This is a genomic window from Photorhabdus sp. S10-54 (genome assembly GCF_963878145.1).
Classification (GTDB): domain Bacteria; phylum Pseudomonadota; class Gammaproteobacteria; order Enterobacterales; family Enterobacteriaceae; genus Photorhabdus; species Photorhabdus kayaii.
Map to the genome: position 1 here is coordinate 49,596 of NZ_CAWNXG010000007.1, position 21,431 is coordinate 71,026.

The following is a 21,431-nucleotide window of genomic DNA, read 5'->3' on the forward strand; positions in this document are numbered from 1 at the left end:
AGTGCTAAAACAGGCCCCTAAATGGGGCCTGCAAGGAGTCTTTCATGCAAAATTCACAAGATTTTAGTATTACAGAACTATCATTGCCCAAAGGGGGAGGCGCTATCACGGGAATGGGGGAAGCGTTAACCCCCACCGGACCGGATGGTATGGCCGCGCTATCTCTACCATTGCCTATTTCTGCCGGGCGCGGTTATGCCCCGTCACTCGCCTTAAACTACAACAGTGGCGCCGGTAACAGTCCATTTGGTCTGGGTTGGGATTGCAATGTTATGACCATCCGCCGACGCACCCATTTTGGCGTTCCCCATTATAACGAAACCGATACTTTCCTTGGGCCGGAAGGCGAAGTACTGGTAGTAGCGGATCAACTGCGTGATGAATCGACATTACAGGGTATCAACCTAGGCGCTACCTTCACCGTTACCGAATACCGTTCCCGTCTGGAAAGTCATTTCAGCCGATTGGAATATTGGCAGCCCAAGACAACAGACAAAACAGACTTTTGGTTGATATATAGCCCAGATGGACAGATACATCTACTGGGTAAATCATCTCAAGCGCGGATCAGCAACCCGTCAGACATCACACAAACAGCACAATGGTTGCTAGAAGCTTCCGTATCACCACATGGTGAGCAAATTTATTATCAGTACCGAGCCGAAGATAACTTAGATTGTGAAACTAATGAAACTACGCTCCATCCACAGGCCACAGCACAACGTTATTTACACATAGTGTATTACGGCAACCGGACAGCCAGCGAAACGTTACCCGGTCTGGATGGTCGCGGCCCATCACAAACAGACTGGTTGTTCTACCTGGTATTTGATTACGGCGAACGCAGTAACAACCTGAAAATGCCACCAGCATTTACAGCAACGGGTAACTGGCTTTGTCGTCAGGACCGTTTTTCCCGTTATGAATATGGCTTTGGGATTCGTACCCGCCGTTTATGCCGTCAGATACTGATGTATCACTGCCTGCAAGCGCTGGATAATAAGATAAAAGAACACAACGGACCAACGCTGGTTTCACGCCTGATACTCAATTATAACGAAAGCGAAATCGCCAGCACGCTGGCATTTGTTCGTCGAGTGGGACACGAGCAAGACGGTACTGCCGTCACCCTGCCACCATTAGAATTGGCGTATCAGGATTTTTCACCGCAACATAACGCTCACTGGCAGCCGATGGACGTTCTGTCTAATTTCAACTCTATTCAGCGCTGGCAACTAGTTGATCTAAAAGGCGAAGGATTACCGGGCCTGCTATATCAGGATAAAAACGCCTGGTGGTACCGTTCCGCACAGCGCTTGGGTGAAATTGGCTCAGATACCGTCACTTGGGAAAAAATGCAGCCTTTGTCTGTTATCCCTTCCTTGCAAAGTAACGCCTCGCTGGTGGATATCAACGGAGACGGCCAACTTGACTGGGTTATCACCGGACCGGGATTACGGGGATATCATAGTCAACGCCCGGATGGCAGTTGGACACGTTTTACCCCGCTCAACGCTCTGCCGGTGGAATATACTCATCCACGCGCGCAACTCGCCGACTTAATGGGAGCCGGACTCTCTGATTTAGTGCTGATCGGCCCTAACAGTGTGCGTTTATATGCCAATACTCGTGACGGCTTTGCCAAAGGGCAAGATGTGGTGCAATCCGGTGATGTCACGCTGCCAGTACCGGGTGCCGATCCGCGTAAGTTGGTGGCGTTTAGTGATGTATTGGGTTCCGGTCAGACGCATCTGGTTGAAGTGAGCGCAACTAAAGTCACCTGCTGGCCTAATCTGGGGCACGGACGTTTTGGTCAACCCATTACCCTTACCCTACCGGGATTCAGCCAGCCGGAGGCCATATTTAACCCTGCTCAAGTTTATCTGGCCGATCTGGATGGCAGCGGTCCAACTGATCTGATTTATGTTCACACCAACCGTCTGGATATCTTCCTGAATAAAAGCGGCAACGGTTTTGCCGCACCAGTGACATTGCACTTCCCAGAAGGCTTGCGTTTTGATCATACCTGTCAGTTACAAGTGGCCGATGTACAAGGGTTAGGCGTCGCCAGCCTGATACTGAGCGTGCCACATATGGCTCCCCATCACTGGCGTTGTGATCTAACCAGCGCAAAACCGTGGTTACTCAGTGAAATAAATAACAATATGGGGGCCCATCACACCTTGCGTTACCGCAGTTCCACCCAGTTTTGGCTGGATGAAAAATCCGCGGCGTTGGCTGCCGGACAAACACCGGTTTGTTATCTCCCCTTCCCGGTACACACCCTATGGCAAACGGAAACAGAGGATGAAATCAGCGGCAACAAATTAGTCACAACACTACGTTATGCTCGTGGTGCCTGGGATGGGCGTGAGCGGGAATTTCGCGGATTTGGTTATGTAGAGCAGACAGACAGCCATCAACTGGCTCAAGGCAACGCGCCAGAACGCACACCACCCGCACTGACCAAAAACTGGTATGCCACCGGGCTGCCCGTAATAGATAACACATTATCGACAGAGTATTGGCGTGGTGATAATCAGGCTTTTGCCGGTTTTTCACCACGCTTTACGACCTGGCAAGATGGTCAAGATGTTCAGCTAACACCGGAAGATGATAACAGCCAGTATTGGCTAAATCGGGCGTTGAAAGGCCAACTGCTACGTAGTGAACTATACGGGAAGGATGGCAGTACACAGGAGAAAACTCCCTACACGGTCACTGAATTCCGCCCACAAGTACGTCGATTACAGCATACCGATAACCGATATCCGGTGCTGTGGTCATCTGTAGTTGAAAGCCGCAACTATCATTACGAGCGTATCGCCAGCGACCCGCAATGCAGCCAAGATATTACGCTATCCAGTGATCTATTTGGTCAACCGCTAAAACAGGTTTCGGTACAGTATCCACGCCGACAGCAACCGGCAATCAGTCCGTATCCTGATACGCTGCCTGATAAGTTGTTAGCCAACAGCTATGATGACCAGCAACGCCAATTACGGTTCACTTATCAACAGTTCAGTTGGCATCATCTGACTGGTAATGCCGTTCGGGTATTGGGATTACCGGATAGTACCCGCAGTGATATCTTTACTTATGGCGCTGAAAATGTGCCTGCTGATGGTTTAAATCTGGAACTACTGAGCGATAAAAATAGTCTGATTGCGGATAATAAACCGCGTGAATACCTCGGCCAGAAAAAAACCGTTTATACCAATGGGAAAAATGCAACGCCATTGCAAACGCCAACGCGACAAGCGCTGGTTGCCTTTACCGAGACAACGGTATTTAGTCAATCCACACTATCAGCGTTTGATGGGAGTATCCCATCTGCTCAATTATCAACGACGCTGGAACAAGCCGGATACCAACAAACAAATTATCTATTCCCTCGCACTGGAGAAGACAAAATCTGGGTAGCTCATCATGGCTATACCGATTACGGTACAGCTGCACAGTTCTGGCGCCCACAAAAACAGAGCAACACCCAACTCACGGGCAAAATTACACTCACTTGGGATGCAAGCTATTGCGTTGTCACACAAACCCGAGATGCTGCTGGACTGACAACCTCAACCAGATATGACTGGCGTTTTCTGACTCCTGTACAACTCACGGATATCAATGACAATCAGCACCTTATCACGCTAGATGCACTAGGCCGACCAATCACACTGCGCTTTTGGGGAACTGAAAACGGTAAGATGACCGGTTACTCTTCACCGGAAAAAACATCGTTTTCTCCACCATCCGATGTAGACGCCGCTATTGAGTTAAAAAAACCGCTCCCTGTAGTACAGTGTCAGGTTTACGCACCAGAAAGCTGGATGCCAGTACTAAGTCAGAAAGCCCTCAATAGACTGGCAGAGCAAGACCGGCAAAAGTTATACAACGCCAGAATCATCACCGAAGATGGGCGCATATGTACACTGGCCTATCGCCACTGGGCACAAAGTCAAAAGGCACCCCCTCAACTCATTAGCCTGTTAAACAACGTTCGCCGTTTACCGCCTCACAGCCTGACATTAACTACGGATCGTTACGACCACGATCCTGAGCAACAGATCCGTCAACAGGTGGTATTTAGTGATGGCTTTGGCCGCTTGCTGCAAGCTGCTGCCCGACATGAGGCAGGCATGGCCTGGCAACGCAATGAAGACGGTTCTCTAATTATAAATGTCCAGCATACTGAGAATCGTTGGGCAGTGACTGGACGAACGGAATATGACAATAAGGGACAACCGATACGCACCTATCAGCCCTATTTCCTCAATGACTGGCGATACATTAGCAATGACAGTGCCCGGCAGGAAAAAGAAGCTTATGCAGATACCCATGTCTATGATCCCGTTGGTCGAGAAATCAAGGTTATCACCGCAAAAGGTTGGTTACGCCGAACCTTGTTCACTCCCTGGTTTACTGTCAATGAGGATGAAAATGACACAGCTGCTGAGGTGAATATGTAACTTGATCAACCCCGCCTGGCTGACAGGCGGGAAACATAGATAGAGGTGAAAGGTGTTGTTCATAATACCGTCAGATACTCAACTTATTATCTGGTTGATCATTGGTTTTATTGCGGCCTGGGGCGGGTTAGTAAGGTACCTCATTGATATGCAAAACAAACAATATAAATGGAGTTGGATCAACGTATTCTGTCAACTCATCATCTCCTGTTTTACCGGTGTACTGGGAGGACTGCTGAGTTTTGAAAGTGGCAGCAGTATCTATATGACTTTTGCGATTGCAGGTTTATTCGGCACAACAGGAAGTACCGGACTGAATTGGCTCTGGCGCCGCCTCGTTATGCATCATCATGATCATGGAAGGAAGCAATAAGGTATGCCCACTGCCACAGCAAACCATCTGTCTCCAGCTAAACTGGGAAATTATCTACTACACTATCGTAAGAAAACTAACATGCAGACAAAAATTGCGATTGCAGAAAGGATTACACACAACAACGAGGTAAATCATGAAAAATATTGATCCCAAACTTTATCAAAAAACCCCTATCGTCAACGTCCAAGACAACCGTGGTTTGACGATCCGTAATATCGATTTTCACCGTACCACCGCAAACGGTGATACCGATACCCGTATTACCCGCCATCAATACAATGCTCACGGACACCTAAGTCAAAGCATCGATCCGCGCCTATATGAGGTCAGACAAACCAACAGTACGATCAAACCCAATTTTCTTTGGCAGTATGACTTGACCGGTAATCCCCTACGTACAGAGAGCATTGATGCAGGTCGCACTGTCACCTTGAATGATATTGAAGGCCGTCCGCTGCTGACAGTGACTGCAACAGGTGTCATACAAACCCGGCAATATGAAATTTCTTCTCTGCCCGGTCGTCTGTTATCTGTTACCGAACAAATACCAGAGGAAAAAACATCCCGTATCACCGAACGCTTGATTTGGGCTGGCAATAGCGAAGCAGAGAAAAACCATAACCTTGCCGGCCAGTGTGTGCGCCACTATGACACGGCGGGAGTTACCCGGTTGGAGAGTTTATCACTGACCGGTACTGTTTTATCTCAATCCAGCCAACTATTGATCGACACTCAAGAGGCAAACTGGACAGGTGATAACGAAACTGTCTGGCAAAACATGCTGGCTGATGACATCTACACCATCCTGAGCACCTTCGATACCACCGGCGCTTTATTGACTCAGACCGATGCGAAAGGGAACATTCAGAGGCTAGCCTATGATGTGGCCGGGCAGCTAAACGGGAGCGGGTTAACAGTAAAAGGCCAGACGGAACAAGTGATTATTAAATCCCTGACCTATTCCGCTGCCGGACAAAAATTACGCGAGGAACACGGCAATGGTGTTATTACTGAATATAGTTATGAACCGGAAACCCAATGGCTTATCGGTATCAAAACCCGCCGTCCGTCAAACACCAATCCGTTAGACAGCAAAGTGTTGCAAGACCTACGCTATCAATATGACCCGGTCGGCAATGTCATCAGTATCCGTAACGATGCGGAAGCTACCCGCTTTTGGCACAATCAAAAAGTGGTGCCGGAAAACACCTACACTTACGATTCCCTATATCAGCTTACCAGCGCCACCGGGCGCGAGATGGCGAATATAGGTCAACAAAGTCACCAATTTCCCTCCCCCGCTCTACCTTCTGATAACAACACTTATACCAACTATACCCGTACTTATATTTATGACCGTGGCGGCAATCTGACTAAAATCCAGCACAGTTCACCGGCTACGCAAAACAACTACACCACAGATATCACGGTTTCTAACCGGAGCAATCGCGCAGTGCTAAGCACACTGACCGAAGATCCGGCGCAAGTAGATGCTTTGTTTGATGCAGGCGGGCATCAGAACATCTTAACATCAGGACAAAGCCTGAACTGGAATACTCGCGGTGAACTACAACAAGTAACATTGGTGAAACGGGACAAGGGCACCAATGATGATCGGGAGTGGTATCGTTATAGTGGTGATGGGAAAAGGACATTAAAAGTCAACGAACAACGGGCCAGCAACAACGCTCAAATACAGCGAATAACTTATTTGTCGAGCTTAGAACTCCGTTTAACACAAAACAACACGACCACAACCGAAGATTTGCAAATTATCACAGTAGGAGAAGCGGGCCGGGCACAGGTACGAGTATTACATTGGGAGAGTGGCAAGCCTGCGGATATCAGCAATAATCAGCTACGTTATAGCTACGATAATCTTATTGGCTCTAGTCAGCTTGAATTAGACAGCGAAGGACAGATTATCAGTGAGGAAGAGTACTATCCCTATGGTGGCACGGCATTATGGGCAGCAAGGAATCAGACAGAAGCCAGTTATAAAACCATCCGTTATTCAGGCAAAGAGCGGGATGCGACCGGGTTGTATTACTACGGCTATCGGTATTACCAACCGTGGGTAGGACGGTGGTTAAGTGCCGATCCGGCGGGAACAGTAGATGGGCTGAATTTATATCGCATGGTGAGGAATAATCCCATTAAATATCATGATACTGATGGTAGAGCACCTGAAATTAAAGATGTCGAACACACTGTGATATATGGTTTCAGCCATCACCGCGGATCAGAAATGGGGAAGGCATTCGCGGCTAATAAGAATCCTGTTACCATCGATGAGTATAATGCCGGGCTTGGTATCATGGGTGAATTAAGTCTGTCTGATTATTTTAGAATTTCTCAAAATCTTAAAGAAGACAGCCCGCCTAAATTGAATGAGGGAAATATAAGAGCTAACTCACTTAAATATCTGGATGCTATAGGTATAAAGGCGGATTCAGCTACGGATAAAACTAAACAGGAAGCCTATGAACAACAATATGCTTACACTGCGTCATGGAGTTTTCATATGGTAGAAAATAAAGGAAAATTAGATATTCAAAGTAAGATAAAGAGTCTTCTACCCAAAAAGAGTCTCTTTAGCGGATTTTCCGGCAAAGAGCGATACCAGAAATTAGATGCATTTATTTTAAAAAATAGTGATGGTAGCGATTTCACTATTCAAAGGCAGAGAGATATATTAACGAAATTTGCTTCCGCAGGAAATGCAGGAGAACTTGAAAGCACCTTATCAACAGCAGACCAATCATGGCTAAAAAATACTATTGCAACGGCATTCTTTAGACAAACAAGTAAATTAGGTATGGATTGGTTTATAAAACAACTAGCATCACCTGATTTCAGATTTGTTATGGCTGGATATAACGGGGAAAAATTGACTATCGAGCAGCTAAATTCGGATAAACCCTGGAAAACAGGAAAAAGAAGGAAAGAAGGTCCGCATGAATATGCCGAAGCAATAACTTTCTCTGAAATTCGCCACGCCTATAGGAAGGGATACAACAGTAAAATAAACTTTATCCAAAAATAATTAGGGACAAGCCATGAGATAATATTTATCTCATGGCTTGATGACTTTTAACATTCAATATTACATAATTAAAACAATATCTAACCAATTAAAATAACAATACCTTATCTCTCATACTAAAATATCAAATCAGAAATTAATGAATTTAATGGTTCTTTATATTTATTTCTAAGGACATAAACACAATACCTTACCGATGGTGCTGGACGTGGTTCAAAATTCAGAAATGTTATACCTTTATCAATATGGGCAGAATAGCGCATTTCATTGGGTGTCATTAAACTTATCGCGACACCCGCTTTTACCAGATCCAATCTATTAGTAAAATCAGGGATCGTCAATAACGCTAAATTCTGGTATTCAGGCAGATAATTCAATGGCATAAAATTATCGCATTGTTTTAAAAAGGCACTATTATGCTGAACCAAAGGAAAGCTATATATTATTTCATCAACATGACTCTCTGGTTCTAAAATATCATTGGATACGGCAAGAGACAACTTTTGATAAGCACCATCTATCCTGATGATATCATCATTATCTGGATAACATTCAGTCGTCACATAAACCGTTATATCCCCTTTCATTAAGGAAGAAAATATTGCGTCTTGTCTTGTTAAATCATCAATGAGGAAATTGTTGATTATACAAATATCGCGGTAATGATAACGTTGCACTGCTCTTTTTACGACCGTAGATATCTTATTAACATATTCTCCACTTGTGCCAATAACCAGTTTGTCTCTGTTTGATAATTTATAATTTCTACGACAATTCCAGTTATCCTCAACTTTTTGGATCCTTTCATAACATGGCAACAACTCCTGATATAATGCCTTACCCTCTTCCGTAAGCTTGGTTTTTCCCGGTAATCGCTCAAATAATTGGCAACCTACACGCTGTTCCAGTTGATATACGAGCCTGCTAAGTGGAGAGGGGGTAATGCAAAGCGTATCCGCTGCTAACGTGAATGACTCTTTCTTAGCTGATTCCATAAAATACTTTAGTTGCTTTGAACAAAATATCATCACATACCCTCTTGTTTTCATTCCAGAAATGGAATATTAACCATAGAACATGACAATGATGTTTCTACTTTGCATTATTTTACATTAGGACATGTATTAATTGATATTGGATTTCACTATTTATATTCTTAATGCTTACTAAACACTTAATTAATTATTATAAAATAAAAATAAATTACCAATATATTTAAATAATAATTTTAATGAAACTTTATATTTTGTGATTAAGTGCAAATATATCTCATCATCACTAATATTCTATATTTCAATTAGTTAAATAAACATCGATAATATTTATATTAAATCAATACCAATATACCATTAAATAAAATACACAATTGATATTTACCATAACTTAACTTCTCTGTTTTCTCATTACGCATAAATCATGATGTACACAACAACCGCTTATTCCCTCCAGCTTTGTTCAAAAAACAATTGCAAATTTTGCGGCTGCTTTTTTTGCAACAGCTATTTAAACAAAACAGTGACATAGTGATTATCCTCATCTTTCTATAGAACGGAATCATTCTCTTATTGTATCGATGGTACAGAGAGCACACGGATGTTTCATTTACCTTATGATTTAAAAGGAATAAACATGAACTCATACGTGAAAGAGATACCTGATGCATTGCAAAGCCAGTGTGGTATTCATTGTCTGACCGATATTTGCCTCTATTCTTTTAATGAATTCCGCCAGCAAGTCTCTGATCATCTCTCTTGGTCAGAGACCAACCGCTTATATCGTGATGCACAACAGGAACAAAAAGAGAATCAATTATATGAAGCACGTATTCTCAAACGCGCTAACCCACAGTTACAAAATGCAGTGCACCTCGGTATTACCCTCCCTCATGCTGAATTGCGAAGCTACAATAATGAATTCGGTAGCCGAGCCAGCCAATATGTGGCACCGGGTTCAGTTTCCTCTATGTTCTCCCCCGCGGCTTATTTAACTGAACTCTATCGTGAAGCGCGTAATTTACATGCCAGCGACTCCGTTTATCATCTGGATGAACGCCGCCCAGATCTCCAATCAATGGAGCTCAACCAGAAAAATATGGACACTGAGCTTTCCACGCTTTCTCTGTCCAATGAAATTTTGTTGAAAGGAATTAAAGCTAATAAGTCTAATCTGGACAGCGATACTAAAGTGATGGAAATGTTATCCACTTTCCGTCCTTCCGGTACGATACCTTATCATGACGCTTACGAAAATGTGCGTAAAGCTATCCAATTACAAGATCCTCAACTTGAGCAATTTCAGAAATCACCCGCTGTTACTGAATTAATGCATCAAGCTTCACTATTAGGGATTGATAACTCTATCTCGCCGGAATTGTTTAATATCCTGACGGAAGAGATTACCGAGGCTAATGCAGAGGAAATTTATAAAAAGAATTTTGGCGATATTGACCCTACCTGGTTGGCAATGCCAGAATATCTGAAAAGTTATTATAATTTTAGTGATGAAGAGCTTAGCCAATTCATTCACAAATATCCAGATAATGAACTCAATACTCAGAAAATACATTTACTAAAAATCAATAAAATTATTTTATTATCACGAACCGTAAACCTGCCATTTTTAAAAATAGATGAAATTGTTCCAGAACAGAGTATTAATCCAACGGTATTAGGAAAAATCTTTCTAGTTAAATACTATATGAAGAAATACAACATTGATACTGAAACTGCCTTAATACTATGTAACGCACCTATTTCACAGCATTCCTATCGTAATCAACCTAGCCAATTTGATCTCCTATTTAATACTCCACCACTCAACGGGCAATATTTTGCTGTTGGAAATACCGACATTGACTTAAATCTGAATAGCACCAATAATTGGCACAAAACAGTACTTAAACGTGCTTTTAATGTCGATGATATTTCTCTTTATCGATTGCTCCATATTGCTAATCATGAAAATAAAGATGGAAAAATTGCTAATAATATAAAGAATCTTTCCAATCTTTATATGACTAAACTACTGGCCGATATTCATCAATTAACGATTGATGAACTGTATTTGCTACTGATGACTATCGGTGAAGATAAGAGAGATCTCTATACAATTGATGATGAAAACTTACAGGAACTGATTAACAAACTCGATACACTAAGCAATTGGTTGCATACACAAAAGTGGAGTGTCTATCAGTTATTTTTAATGACCACCACCAACTATGACAAAACGCTAACGCCTGAAATTCGAAACTTACTAAATACGGTCTACAATGGTTTGCAGAATTTTGACAAAGAGAAAACAGATCTTCTGGCTGCCATAGCACCTTATATTGCCGCAACGCTACAATTACCGTCTGAAAATGTCGCACATTCTATTCTTCTCTGGGCTGATAAGATAAAACCAAGCGAAAATAAAATAACGGCAAAAAAATTCTGGAACTGGTTACAAAATAAAGACATTTCAGAATTATCAAAACCACCAGAAATGCAGGAACAAATTATTCAATACTGTCACTGTCTGGCACAATTGACAATGATTTATCGTTCTTCCGGCATTAACGAAAACGCTTTCCGTCTCTTTATCGAAAAGCCAACTATTTTTGGCATTTCTGATGAACCTGATAAAGCGATACCAGCCCATAATGCACCAACATTAATCATCCTAACCCGCTTTGCCAATTGGGTTAATTCCCTAGGTGAAAAAGCCTCCTCTATTCTAACGGCTTTTGAAAATAAAACCTTAACCGCGGAACAATTAGCTAACTCCATGAATATTGATGTTAATTTACTGGAACAAGCCAATATTCAAGCACAAAATTACAACCAAGTTACTAAAGAAAATGCATTCTCCAATTGGCAATCTATCAACATTATTCTGCAATGGGCCAATGTAGCCAGTAATTTGAATATCTCCCCACAAGGTATTTCATCCCTGATAGCATTGGATTATATACAACCGACTCAAAAAACACCGACCTATGCCCAATGGGAAAGCGCAGCTATGGTATTAACTGCCGGGTTAGATCCCCAACAAACTCATACCCTGCACGTATTCCTAGATGAATCTCGCAGTACTGCATTAAGCAATTACTATATTGGCAAGATCGCTAATCGGGCAGCATCAATTAAAAGCCGTGACGATCTATACCAATATTTACTGATTGATAATCAAGTTTCCGCTGCAATAAAAACTACACGTATTGCCGAAGCCATTGCCAGTATCCAATTGTATGTCAACCGGGCGCTGGAAAATGTAGAAACCCACGCCGTTTCTGATGTTATAACCCGTCAATTTTTTATCGATTGGGATAAATATAATAAACGTTACAGCACCTGGGCTGGCGTTTCACAATTAGCCTACTATCCTGAAAATTATATCGATCCGACGATGCGTATCGGGCAAACGAAAATGATGGATACGCTACTACAATCCGTCAGCCAGAGCCAATTAAATGCCGATACAGTAGAAGACGCATTTAAATCTTACCTAACCTCATTTGAACAAGTCGCTAATTTGGAAGTCATTAGTGCGTATCATGACAATGTTAATAATGACCAAGGGCTAACCTATTTTATCGGACACAGTAAAACAGAAGTTAATCAATATTACTGGCGCAGCGTCGATCACAGTAAATTCAATGACGGTAAATTCTCCGCCAATGCCTGGAGTGAATGGAATAAAATTGACTGCGCAATTAATCCCTACCAAAGCACCATCCGCCCAGTTATCTATAAATCCCGCTTATATCTGATTTGGCTGGAACAAAAGGAAACAGCTAAACAAGATAAGGATAATAAAGTCATTACTGACTATTGCTATGAATTAAAATTGGCTCATATTCGTTATGATGGTACCTGGAATACACCAATAGCCTTTGATGTGAATAGCAAAATATCAGCATTAGAACTGACAAAGTCTCAAGCTCCCGGACTCTATTGCGCAGGTTATCAAGGGGAAGATACCTTGCTGGTAATGTTTTATAGAAAAGAAGATGAATTAGATGATTATAAAACTGCGCCAACGCAAGGATTATATATTTTCTCCGATATGTCTTCCAAAGATATGAGCAATGAACAACGCAACTCTTATCGAGATAATAGTTATACACATTTCGATACTAATAGTGTCATAAGAATAAATAACCGATATGCAGAAGATTATGAAATCCCTTCATTGATGAATCATAGCAATAGCCATGATTGGGGGGAATATAATCTCAGCCAAGTATACGGCGGAAGTATAGTTATCAATTACCAAGTTGCATCAAGTGATTTAAAAATCTATCTTTCACCAAAATTAAGAATAATTCATGATGGAAAAGAAGGCCGAGAACGTATTCAGTGTGACCTGATAAAGAAATATGGAAAACTGGGAGATAAATTTATTATTTATACAAATATAAATAAAAACCCGAATCACTCTAAAAATGATAAACTTATCTATCCCGTTTATCAATATCGTAATAATGACAAAGGACGTCTGCTATTTTATAGGAGCAATACAACTGGTACTGTAAGGGCTTGGTTCCCAACAACTAAAGAAGAAATAACCGCAACTACAAGTAGTAACCAAGATTGTATTATCGATACGATTAATAATGCAGATCTATTTAAAGCATATTTCTATATGGAAGATAAAGAGGGCCAGATTGCCACCGATATTAGTGGATCAATAGATATCAACACAGCAATTTCTTCTGAAAAGGTTCAAGTTACAATCAAAGCTGGCAAAGAATACTCTCTTACGGCGAATAAGGATGTCTCCGCTCAACCATCACCTAGCTTTGAAGAAATGTGTTACCAATTTAATATTCTCGAAATAGAAGGTTCTGACTTGAAATTTATTAATAATTTAGCCAATATTGATGTCACATTTACAGCCTTTGCAGAAAATAACCGTAATTTGGGCAAGGAACGTTTCAGTATCCCTGTCACCCGAAAGGTTAAAACCGATAACGCGCTAATTCTTTGCCATGACAAGAATGGCGCTCAATATATGCAATGGGGAGCCTATCACGTTCGCCTTAATACCCTATTTGCTCGCCAATTAGTTGAACGCGCCACAACAGGTATTGATACGATTCTCAGTATGGAAACTCAGAATATTCAGGAACCGATGATGGGAATAGGGGCTTATGTAGAACTCGTTATGGATAAATATGATCCTGATATCCACGGTACTAATAAATCATTTAAGATTATGTATGGTGATATTTTTAAATCAGGCGATTATTTTCCCATTTATCTAGGAACATTAAGCGATACTACACAAACAATTGTAAGATTATTCTTACCTCGCTTCGATGATGCTTATGGAGACAAAAACAATCTCTATGTTTACGCAGTTTATCAAAAAGTGGAAACAAATTTCATTCGATTTGTTAAAAAAGATAATAATGAACCCGCTATATTCGACACTACCTATAAGAACACGACTTTCCCAGGGCTTGTATCAGCCAGAGTAATACCAACTTTCACGGAACCAATGGATTTCAGCGGCGCCAACAGCCTCTATTTCTGGGAGCTGTTCTACTATACCCCAATGCTGGTTGCTCAGCGTTTACTACATGAACAAAACTTTGATGAAGCTAACCGTTGGCTGAAATATGTCTGGAGCCCAGCTGGCTATATTATTCGTGGCCAAATTAAAAACTATCACTGGAATGTGCGCCCGTTACTGGAAAATACCAGTTGGAACAGTGATCCTTTGGATTCCGTCGATCCTGACGCGGTGGCACAGCACGATCCAATGCACTATAAAGTAGCCACCTTTATGCGCACTCTCGATCTACTGATGGCACGCGGCGATCATGCCTATCGCCAACTGGAGCGGGATACGCTGAACGAGGCCAAAATGTGGTATATGCAGGCGCTGCACCTATTAGGTGAGAAACCCTATCTGCCGCTGAGTTCCACATGGAATGATCCACGTCTGGACAATGCCGCAAGTACTACCACACAAAAAGCATATTCCTACGCAATAACCACCCTACGGCAAGGCACGCAAATACCATCATTATCATTGCGCTCCGCTAATACCCTGACCGATCTTTTCCTGCCACAAATCAACGACGTTATGCTGAGCTACTGGAACAAACTGGAACTGCGCCTGTATAACTTGCGTCATAATCTCTCCATCGATGGTCAACCGCTCTATCTGCCGATGTATGCCACACCGGCCAATCCGAAAGCGTTACTCAGCGCTGCCGTTGCTACGTCTCAAGGCGGCGGCTCGCTTCCACAGCCATTTATGTCACTGTGGCGCTTCCCGCATATGCTAGAAAATGCCCGTAGCATGGTCACTCAACTCACACAGTTCGGTTCCACGTTGCAAAATATTATTGAACGCCAAGATGCTGAGGCCCTAAATGCTCTGCTGCAAAATCAAGCCAAAGAGCTGATATTAACGACGCTAAGCATTCAGGACAAAACCATCGAAGAAATAGATGCTGAAAAAACCGTGCTGGAAAAATCCAAAGCCGGAGCAAAATCGCGCTTTGACAACTACAGCAAATTATACGACGAAGATGTCAACGCCGGTGAGCGTCAAGCTCTGGATATGCGAATAGCTTCCCAAAGTATTACCGCCGGATTGAAAGGCTTGCATATGGCTGCTGCCGCACTGGAGATGGTACCTAATATCTACGGCTTTGCGGTCGGGGGAACGCGCTTTGGGGCAATTGCCAATGCCATTGCTATTGGTGGCGGGATCGCCGCAGACGGTCTATTAATTGAAGCGGAGAAAGTCTCTCAATCTGAAATATGGCGCCGTCGCCGTCAAGAGTGGGAAATCCAGCGTAATAATGCCGAAGCAGAGATGAAACAAATCGATGCTCAACTCAAATCGCTAACGGTACGCCGCGAAGCAGCCGTATTACAGAAAACCAGCCTGAAAACCCAACAGGAACAAACTCAAGCACAATTGGCCTTCCTGCAACGAAAATTCAGCAATCAAGCGCTATACAACTGGTTACGTGGTCGGTTAGCTGCCATTTATTTCCAATTTTACGATTTAGTCGTCGCCCGTTGTTTGATGGCAGAACAAGCTTACCGTTGGGAAACTAACGATTCCTCTGCACGCTTTATTAAACCGGGAGCCTGGCAAGGAACCTATGCTGGCCTGCTCGCTGGTGAAACTTTAATGTTAAATCTGGCACAAATGGAAGATGCCCATCTGAAACAAGAGCAACGCGCACTGGAAGTGGAACGCACGGTTTCTCTGGCGCAGGTGTACCAATCCTTAGGGGAAAAAAGCTTTGCTTTGAAAGATAAAATTGAAGCGTTGCTACAAGGAGGTAAAGAGACTGCCGCCGGTAACGACGGCAATCAATTGAAATTAACCAGCAATACGCTATCCGCGACACTAACCCTGCAAGACCTGAAACTCAAAGATGATTACCCAGATGACATGCAATTAGGCAAAACACGCCGCATTAAACAAATTAGTGTCTCCTTACCGGCACTATTGGGACCATATCAAGATGTTCAAGCTGTTCTGTCTTATGGTGGCGACGCCACCGGCTTAGCTAAAGGTTGTAAAGCCTTGGCGCTCTCCCACGGCCTGAATGACAACGGTCAGTTTCAGCTCGATTTCAACGATGGCAAATTCCTACCGTTTGAAGGGATCGATATTAATGACAAGGGGACATTAACGCTAAGTTTCCCCAATGCCACCAGTAAACAAAAAACCATATTACAGATGCTGACCGATATTATTCTGCACATTCGTTACACTATTCTCGAATAACCATCACCTGCAACAGGCCCTAATCAGGGCCTGTCATTAAAAATCATTTTACGTACCACCGTTATTTCAATTACCTCAATAGAAAAATTATCCTTATTATGTAAAAGGACTGAATTCAATTAACATAACAAAGGAAGTAAATGATGAAAAACATTGACCCAAAACTTTATCACCATACGCCTACCGTCAGTGTTCACGATAACCGTGGACTCGCTATCCGTAATATTAGTTTTCACCGCGCTACCGCAGAAACAAATACCGATACCCGTATTACCCGCCATCAATATAATGCCGGCGGATATTTGAACCAAAGCATTGATCCTCGCCTGTATGACGCCAAACAGACTAACAACTCCGTACAACCGAATTTTATCTGGCTGCATAATTTGACCGGCAATATCCTGCGAACAGAGAGCATCGATGCAGGCCGAACAATTACCCTCAACGATATTGAAGGTCGTCCGGTATTAACCATCAACGCAACCGGTGTCCGCCAAAACCACCTTTATGAAGATAACACCCTACCCGGTCGCCTGCTCGCTATCACCGAACAAGCACAGACAGAAGAGAAAACGACCGAGCGCCTTATCTGGGCCGGCAATACGCCGCAGGAAAAAGAACACAACCTTGCTGGTCAGTGTGTCCGCCATTACGATACCGCAGGGCTCACTCAACTCAACAGCCTTGCCCTGACCGGCGCCGTTTTATCACAATCTCAGCAACTGCTCGTCGATAACCAAGATGCCGATTGGACAGGTGAAGACCAAAGCCTCTGGCCGCAAAAACTGAGTAGTGATGTCTATACCACCCAAAATAGAACCGATGCCTCCGGGGCTTTACTTAGCCAAACCGATGCCAAAGGCAACATTCAGCGGCAAGCCTATGATGTGGCCGGGCAGTTAAAAGGTTGTTGGTTAACATTAAAAGGTCAGGCCGAACAAGTGATTATCAAATCGCTGACCTACTCCGCCGCCGGACAAAAATTACGCGAAGAGCACGGTAACGGGGTTATCACCGAATACAGCTATGAACCGGAAACTCAGCGGCTTATCGGCATTACCACTCGCCGTCCATCAGACGCTAAGGTGTTGCAAGACCTACGCTATCAATATGATCCAGTAGGCAATGTGATCAATATCCGTAACGATGCGGAAGCTACCCGCTTTTGGCGTAATCAGAAAGTGGTCCCGGAGAATAGCTATACCTATGATTCTCTGTATCAGCTTATCAGTGCCGCCGGGCGTGAAATGGCCAATATTGGTCAGCAAAATAACCAGCTTCCCTCCCCTGCTCTACCTTCTGACAATAACACCTACACTAACTATACTCGTACCTATAGTTATGACCGTGGCGGCAATTTGACGAAAATTCAGCATAGTTCACCAGCCACGCAAAATAACTACACGACGGATATAACGGTTTCAAATCGCAGCAACCGTGCAGTACTCAGCACACAGACCGGAGATCCAACCCAAGTTGATGCCTTATTTGATGCGGGAGGCCATCAAACCAACTTGCTATCCGGTCAAGTTCTAACTTGGACACCACGAGGCGAATTGAAACAAGCCAACAGTGCCGCGGGAAACGAATGGTATCGCTACGATAGCAACGGCATACGACAGCTAAAAGTGAATGAACAACAAACTCAGAATATCCCGCAACAACAAAGGGTAACTTATCTACCGGGGCTGGAAATACGTACAACCCAACATGGCAGCACCACCATAGAATATTTGCAAGTTATCACACTCGGTAAAGCCGGTCGCGCGCAAGTCCGAGTATTGCATTGGGAGAACGGTAAACCAGAAGATATCAACAACAATCAACTTCGTTACAGCTACGATAATCTTATTGGCTCCAGCCAACTTGAATTAGATAGCGACGGGCAAATTATTAGTGAGGAAGAGTATTATCCATTTGGCGGTACAGCGCTGTGGGCAGCAAGGAATCAAATTGAATCTAGCTATAAAACCATTCGCTATTCAGGTAAAGAACGGGATGCTACCGGGCTGTATTATTACGGCTACCGTTATTACCAACCGTGGGCGGGCAGATGGTTAAGTGCAGACCCGGCAGAAACAATTGATGGACTGAATTTATATCGCATGGTGAGAAATAATCCGGTGACACAATTTGATGTTCAGGGATTATCACCAGCCAACAGAACAGAAGAAGCGATAATAAACCAGGGTTCCTTTACAGGAATGGAAGAAGCCGTTTATAAAAAAATGGCAAAATCTCAAACCTTCAAACGTCAAAGGGTTATCGCTGCCCAAACAGAGCAAGAAGCCCATGAATTATTGACCAACAATCCCGGTGTAGATATTAGCCCTATTAAAAACTACACCACAGATAGCTCGCAAATTAATGCCGCGATAAGAGAAAACCGTATTACGCCGGCAGTAGAAAATTTAGATTCCACATTATCTTCCCTACAAAATAGACAAATGCGGATAACTTATCGAGTGATGACCTATGTAGATAATTCCACGCCATCACCTTGGCACTCGCCACAGGAAGGAAATAGTATCAATGTTGGTGATATCGTTTCAGATAACGCTTATTTATCAACATCAGCCCATCGTGGTTTTCTGAGTTTTGTCCACAAAAAAGAAACCAGTGAAACTCGATATGTCAAAATGGCATTTTTAACGAATGCTGGTGTCAATGTCGCCGCCGCATCTAAGTATAATAATGCTAGCGAAGAGCAAGTATTTAAGATGGATTTAGATGATTCGAGGAAAGGCTTCGTTGAAAAATTGAAAATAAGAGCCAGTGGACCACAAGCTGGACAAGCGGAAATATTGCTCCCGAGAGAAACACCATTCGAGGTTATTTCAATGAGGCATCAAGGTAGAGATACTTATGTATTATTACAAGATATTAATCAATCGGCTGCCACTCATAGGAATGTACGTAATACTTATACAGGCAACTTGACGTCATCCAGAGCAAATTGAGTTGGGTAAAATAGCCATTAATTAATATATATCCGTCATCTTTCAAGTTGCCTCTTTGTTGGCTGCACTTACTCACCCCGGTCACATAGTTATCTATGCTCCCGGGGACTCGCTCCCTTGCCGTCGCGATGCATCTTGAAATCTATAGGGTATAGTAATAGAAAATCCCCTGAAAAAATATTTTAGGGGATTTAATGATTTTACCGAAAACCATAAGAAGAAATTTACTTCATAATTTCCTTACTTATTTTAATTACATAAAAAACAATAAATATTCTAGCTATAAAAATAATTAACAAAACCTTCCGCAATCTATCCATTTAATCTATTTCTAAATAATTAAATCAGAAATAAATAAATTCAATGGCTCTTTATATTTATGTCTGAGAGTATAAGCACAATATTTCACTGATGGTGTTGGATACGATTTAAAATTTAAAAAGGTAATACCTTTATGAATATCAGCAGAACAAAGCACTTCATTAGGTGTCATTAAACTTATCGCGATACCTGATCTCACTAAATCCAACCGATGAGTAAAATCAGGAACAGTTAGCAAAGTTAAATTCTGGTACTTAGGTAGACAATTCAGTGGAGTAAAGCCGTCACATTGTTTCAAGAAAGCACTATTATGCTGAGCCAAAGGCAATGTGGATATAATATCATCAGCATGATTTTCCGATCCTAAAATATCATTAGCGATAGCAAGACGCAGCACCTGATAAGTTCCATCTATTCTTATAATATCATCGTTGTCAGGATAATGTTCAGTCGTCACATAGACAGTTATATCTTCTTTCATTAAAGAAGAAAATATTGCCTCTTTTCTTGCTGAATCATCAACCAGAAAATTGTTTTTTATGTAAATATCACGATAATGATAACGTTGCACCGCTCTTTTTATCACTGCCGAAATTTTATTAATATATTCTCCACTTGTCCCAATAATAAGTTTGCCGGCGTTCACTAATCTCCCATTTCTACGATAATGCCAATTATCCTCAACTCGTTGAATTCTCTCATAACACGGCAATAGCTCCTGATATAAGGCCATCCCTTCCTCAGTCAATTTAGTCCTTCCCGGCAATCTTTCAAACAATTGACAGCCCACACGTTGCTCCAATTGATATATGATCCTACTTAGGGGGGAAGGAGTAATACAAAGCGTATCCGCTGCTAAAGTGAATGACTCTCTTTTCGCCGATTCCATAAAATATTTCAAGTGCTTTGAACAAAATAGCATCATATATCCTTCTATTCTAATTAATTGTTCCATCCGAGATAGAATGGAATATTAACAATGAAACATTACAACAACTTTTCTTCTTTGCATTATTTAACATTGAAATATGCATTAACTGAGATTGAGTTTTATCATCTTTATTCTTAGCAGTTATCAAACATTTTTTATTATTGTTGCAAAATAAACGTAATTCACCCTTACATCACAATAATATTTCTAAATAAACACCACATGTTATTATTAAGAAAAAACAGGCAACATCAAAAATTTAATTAAATATTTCAATCGGTTGTAAAAACACTCATAATGTTCAACATAAAATAATCACATATTTAACATCAAGTAAATTACACAATCTATATTCACCATCACTGAACTTCACCCTTCTCGCACAGTTCATTATGTAAACAACAGAGTGCCATTTCCATTCAACGCTTATTAGAAAGTCAGTTGCAAATTTTGCATCTGCTTTTTTTGCAACAGCTATTTAAAGAAAACAGTGAGATAGTGATTCTCCGAGAGATCAAGATTAGGTCTATTTTTCATTCGCAAACTATTATCTCAGCGATTTCTCAAAACCTATCTTTGA

At 42.2% G+C, this 21,431-nt stretch carries 7 protein-coding genes; 5 read left to right on the top strand and 2 right to left on the bottom strand.

The features are described 5' to 3' along the window. The first annotated feature begins 44 nt into the window (after nt 1-44). The 3 genes from AACQ83_RS05620 (at nt 45) to AACQ83_RS05630 (ending at nt 7,891) form a co-directional block, all read left to right on the top strand. Nucleotides 45-4,469, top strand: a complete 4,425-nt coding sequence (locus AACQ83_RS05620; RefSeq protein WP_112876804.1) for a SpvB/TcaC N-terminal domain-containing protein — start codon at nt 45-47, stop codon at nt 4,467-4,469. A 52-nt stretch (nt 4,470-4,521) separates the two neighbouring features. Next, nucleotides 4,522-4,842, top strand: coding sequence for a phage holin family protein (locus AACQ83_RS05625; protein WP_112876805.1), 321 nt, complete (start codon nt 4,522-4,524; stop codon nt 4,840-4,842). 136 nt (nt 4,843-4,978) lie between these two features. Next, complete coding sequence (locus AACQ83_RS05630; protein WP_112876806.1) at nt 4,979-7,891, top strand: RHS repeat protein; 2,913 nt, start codon at nt 4,979-4,981, stop codon at nt 7,889-7,891. A gap of 116 nt (nt 7,892-8,007) precedes the next feature. Here AACQ83_RS05630 and AACQ83_RS05635 read toward each other — a convergent pair whose 3' ends face one another. After that, a complete protein-coding gene (locus tag AACQ83_RS05635; RefSeq protein WP_112876807.1) occupies nt 8,008-8,919 on the bottom strand; it encodes a helix-turn-helix domain-containing protein in 912 nt (303 codons plus the stop codon). Nucleotides 8,920-9,520: 601 nt separating this feature from the next. On the opposite strand from AACQ83_RS05635, the gene AACQ83_RS05640 reads away from it, so the two are divergent. Continuing rightward, nucleotides 9,521-16,639 (top strand): Tc toxin subunit A-related protein, encoded by a 7,119-nt coding sequence (locus tag AACQ83_RS05640; protein ID WP_112876808.1) that lies wholly within the window; start codon nt 9,521-9,523, stop codon nt 16,637-16,639. A 143-nt stretch (nt 16,640-16,782) separates the two neighbouring features. Then, nucleotides 16,783-19,599, top strand: a complete 2,817-nt coding sequence (locus tag AACQ83_RS05645) for an RHS repeat protein (protein WP_112876809.1) — start codon at nt 16,783-16,785, stop codon at nt 19,597-19,599. Between the two features lie 331 nt (nt 19,600-19,930). Here AACQ83_RS05645 and AACQ83_RS05650 read toward each other — a convergent pair whose 3' ends face one another. Next, nucleotides 19,931-20,875, bottom strand: a complete 945-nt coding sequence (locus AACQ83_RS05650; RefSeq protein WP_315903371.1) for a LysR family transcriptional regulator — start codon at nt 20,873-20,875, stop codon at nt 19,931-19,933. Nucleotides 20,876-21,431 lie beyond the last annotated feature (556 nt).